Genomic DNA, 3,880 nt, shown 5'->3' with positions numbered 1-3,880 from the left:
GCTCAACCAATTGTAGAGACCTGTCTAACTTTTATCTACTCAATAATTATTTAACGTGACAAATGCCATTTAAAACATCGGGAAAACATAATTTATTAAGAACCACAATATCCCAAAAAAGATAATTAAATAAGTTATATATTTAATTATTGCTACCCCTACTTTACTAGAGTCTGATTTTTTCTCTTTTCGATTCACTTCGATATCTTTATCTTCTTGCATAATATAGCCTCCTTGCAATTGTATTTTTAACAAATCGTTTGCTGCTTTGCTATAACGTACTTACCCTGTAATTAATAAGTGAAAACATTTGCTATGTATTTGAAACAAAAAGATAGTACGAACATCAGCTTATAAAGGTATTGCAGGTCGCAATTTAATAACTGTTAAGTTTATAGCGAAGTATATGGTAACGCCGTAGCCTCTCCCTAAATTCCTCTCAAGTCCTCAAGACATGCGAATAAGCTGTATTGCGATTGTAAGAAAATTGTAACTATCTCCCCGTAAACATTTTAATCTTACTTAAATGTAGATTGATTCGTGTATTTGGTTGTTATTAAAACACCCTTTTGTAAAGATTCTTCCTTTTAAATTTAGCCGCCTGCGAAAGTGATCACCTAGAGTGAAAGTGTTTCGCTCTAATTTGAAGATTCGGATTTCATTTGCTAACCTTATTAAATTGATTCAAATATGAACAAAATCAAAAGGTGAGAGGAGCTCTCAAAATACTTAACAGCCACTACATTTAAGGGTCAATATCATTTCTAGCGCTTTTTTGTTAAACTGGTTGTTAAGGATCTTATAATTGATAGGCTAAACAAAATTGATTACAGGGAGATAGAAAAAGAAAGGGTCGATAATAATTGGTTGAAATACGGAAACCGATAGAAGTAGCAGAAGCAGTAGAGAGGGTAATGCGTTATAAACAAAACGGGAAAAAAGAAACCATTTCATTCCATGACTGTGATGATCGGTGGTTAGCTGAACCAATTATCGCCACAGACCACATACCTTCCTTTGATAAATCACCATATGATGGCTTTGCTTTCCGGTCTAGCGATACGAATAAAGCTTCTATACACTATCCGGTAAAACTTGAAGTAATTGATCATATTGGAGCTGGACAGGTGTCAACAAAATCGATTCAACCTAATCAAGCGATTCGCCTTATGACCGGAGCGAAAATTCCGGATGGTGCAGATTGTGTGGAAATGTTTGAAAAGTGTCAAGCCTTTGAACAATATAACAAACACTATATATCGATTGATCATAAAATGATAAGTGGTCAAAATATTATTAAAACAGGCTCAGAAGTAAAGCAAGGTACACAATTGATTGCTGCTGGAACAAAGATAAATCCAGGCATAAAAGCACTTCTTGCAACTTTTGGATATAGTAAGGTTAGCGTTGCAAAAAAACCAATTATTGGTGTTATTGCAACAGGAACAGAATTACTCGACGTAGAAGATGAACTACAGCCTGGTAAAATTCGGAACTCAAATGCATATACGATTTGTTCACAAATTAATCGAGCAGGTGCATCGTATAAATATTACGGAACGTTAGCGGATGAGATAGAGCCAAGCTATGAATTGATGAAACACGTATTGAAAGAAGTAGATGTAGTAATTACAACAGGAGGAGTATCTGTAGGTGATTTTGATTTAATGCCAATTATTTATGAAAAATTAGGAGCGGAAGTTCTATTTAATAAGGTAAAAATGCGACCTGGTAGTGTTACTACAGTAGCAGCATTAGAGGATAAATTATTGTTTGGTCTATCCGGAAACCCTTCGGCATGTTATGTAGGCTTTGAGTTGTTTACGCGGCCAATTATTCGCCATATGCTCTTTAGCAAAGAACCATACTTACAAAGGATTAGAGCTACAATGGCAGATGATTTAGCTAAAGCGAACCCATTTACACGATTTGTCCGTAGCTATATTACGTACGAGCAAGGAAAAGTATATGTTAAATTAGCCGGTATGGACAAATCAAATGTCGTTAGCTCACTAGCACACACAACGAGTCTAATGATATTACCTGGGGGAACTTCTGGGTATAAGCGGGGGTCAGAGGTAGACGTATTGTTGCTTGAGCAATCCGACGGCCATCATGCATTCTAAAAAGAGGGAGGGCGGAGCAATTGAATTATATAGAAAGTCCAGCTAAAGACCAGTACGGAAGATTGTTAAAAGATTTACGTATATCGGTAATAGATCAATGTAATTTACGATGTACGTATTGTATGCCGAAAGAAATATTTGGACCGGACTATCCGTTTTTGTCACCAAATGCGTTACTTGAATTTGATGAAATCGAGCGACTCGCTACACAATTTGCACAGCTCGGAGTAAACAAAATTAGGCTTACAGGCGGAGAGCCGTTAATGCGAAAGAATCTTGATCAACTAATTGCTAAGTTAACAGCGATTTCTGGAATTGACGATATCGCATTAACAACGAACGCAATATTTTTACCAAGAGACGCAAAAAAACTTAAAGCAGCTGGATTAGAACGGGTTAATATAAGCTTAGATGCAATTGAAGATGACGTGTTTAAAAAGATAAATGGCAGAGGTGTAGGCACGCTTCCTGTTTTAAAAGGGATCGAAGCAGCTCAAACAGCTGGACTTGGAATTAAAGTGAATATGGTTGTAAAAAAGGGGATGAATGATAGTCAAATAGTTCCTATGGCGCGCTATTTTAAAAACAAAGGAATTATATTACGATTCATCGAATTTATGGATGTTGGCAATCATAATGCATGGGATTTAAAAAACGTCATATCCAAACAACAAATAGTCAACACAATTCATAAGGAAATGCCATTGGAAGCTGTGGAGGAGAATTATTACGGAGAGGTGGCCTCTCGATTTCAGTATAAGGATGGAACGGGAGAAATCGGAGTAATATCTTCCGTAACGGATTCATTTTGTGGAACTTGTACGAGAATTCGCTTATCTGCAGACGGAAAACTCTATACATGTTTATTTGCATCGGAAGGGTATGACATAAAACAGAAATTGCGAGATGGGATAAAAGACGAGGAATTAAAAGAGGTGTTAGCTGCTTTATGGGGCAGGCGAAAAGATAGATACTCAGACGAACGTGGAGCTATAAAGCATGCGGATCGGAAAAAGATTGAAATGTCATATATCGGTGGATAACATAAAAGGCACCGGCTGTTAGCGTACTGCAAGTTAAAACGTATAATAAGTTTAATATAAAAGCTGTTTTATGATGAAATTTAAAAATAAGGGTGTGTGACATTGAAGACATTTAAGTTAAAAGGCTTGGAAATAGTCGAAAACAAAGAGGATGGAGTGGCCCAAATAACAATCCCTTTAATTGATGGTCTAGTCATTAATCGAGAAGACAATCATGGCTGGCTAGTTGAAGCTTATCTTGACCGCGAACATATGGGCTTTTTACAAGATTTAAAAGAAAACAAAGATGAAATTATGATTCAAGTTAAAATTACGAAAGAAACGAACGAGCCTGCATTTTTCATAAGCTCGATTATTGGTATAAATGAAATCGATGACACACGAATCAATGTCCTTTTTCAAGGACATGTAGTTGATGTCCGAAAAAGTAAAATCGAAGAAATGCTGCAAACAATTATTGAAGAAGGCTACCAAGGTGCTTCGTTGTTGAAGAAGTTTAAGGAATTGATTTAGGAAGGATAAACCATAGAATAATTATTTAGTGGGGTATTGTCTCTTGCAGATATGGTGTTATTACACCGTCAATACTTTGGGATCCGTGGCTTAAACCACGGATCTTATTTATTTGTAAATGTAATTATGAGGTTACTCACAGGTTTACAATCAGAGATAACCATCAACAAAAGTTAAAATTTTCAGAAATATACTTTA

4 protein-coding genes are annotated in these 3,880 nt (G+C 36.0%); 3 read left to right on the top strand and 1 reads right to left on the bottom strand.

Features of this window, described 5'->3' with window-relative positions:
- Window positions 1-69: 69 nt before the first annotated feature.
- On the bottom strand, window positions 70-222 hold the full coding sequence (locus ACLIBH_RS14240; RefSeq protein WP_439317378.1) for a hypothetical protein: 153 nt from the start codon (window positions 220-222) through the stop codon (window positions 70-72).
- 641 nt (window positions 223-863) lie between these two features.
- On the opposite strand from ACLIBH_RS14240, the gene ACLIBH_RS14235 reads away from it, so the two are divergent.
- The 3 genes from ACLIBH_RS14235 to ACLIBH_RS14225 all read left to right on the top strand — a co-directional run bounded on the left by ACLIBH_RS14235 (window position 864) and on the right by ACLIBH_RS14225 (window position 3,682).
- Window positions 864-2,126, top strand: coding sequence for a molybdopterin molybdotransferase MoeA (locus ACLIBH_RS14235; RefSeq protein ID WP_439317377.1), 1,263 nt, complete (start codon window positions 864-866; stop codon window positions 2,124-2,126).
- A gap of 29 nt (window positions 2,127-2,155) precedes the next feature.
- Window positions 2,156-3,169, top strand: a complete 1,014-nt coding sequence (gene moaA, locus ACLIBH_RS14230; RefSeq protein ID WP_439317379.1) for a GTP 3',8-cyclase MoaA — start codon at window positions 2,156-2,158, stop codon at window positions 3,167-3,169.
- A 102-nt stretch (window positions 3,170-3,271) separates the two neighbouring features.
- Complete coding sequence (locus ACLIBH_RS14225) at window positions 3,272-3,682, top strand: YwpF family protein (protein ID WP_439317376.1); 411 nt, start codon at window positions 3,272-3,274, stop codon at window positions 3,680-3,682.
- Window positions 3,683-3,880: the final 198 nt, after the last annotated feature.

Source organism: Virgibacillus sp. W0430, from assembly GCF_051846935.1.
GTDB lineage: Bacteria > Bacillota > Bacilli > Bacillales > Amphibacillaceae > JBPYCR01.
Note: the sequence above shows the minus strand (reverse complement) of the source record. Positions and strands in the feature narration are given on the sequence as shown.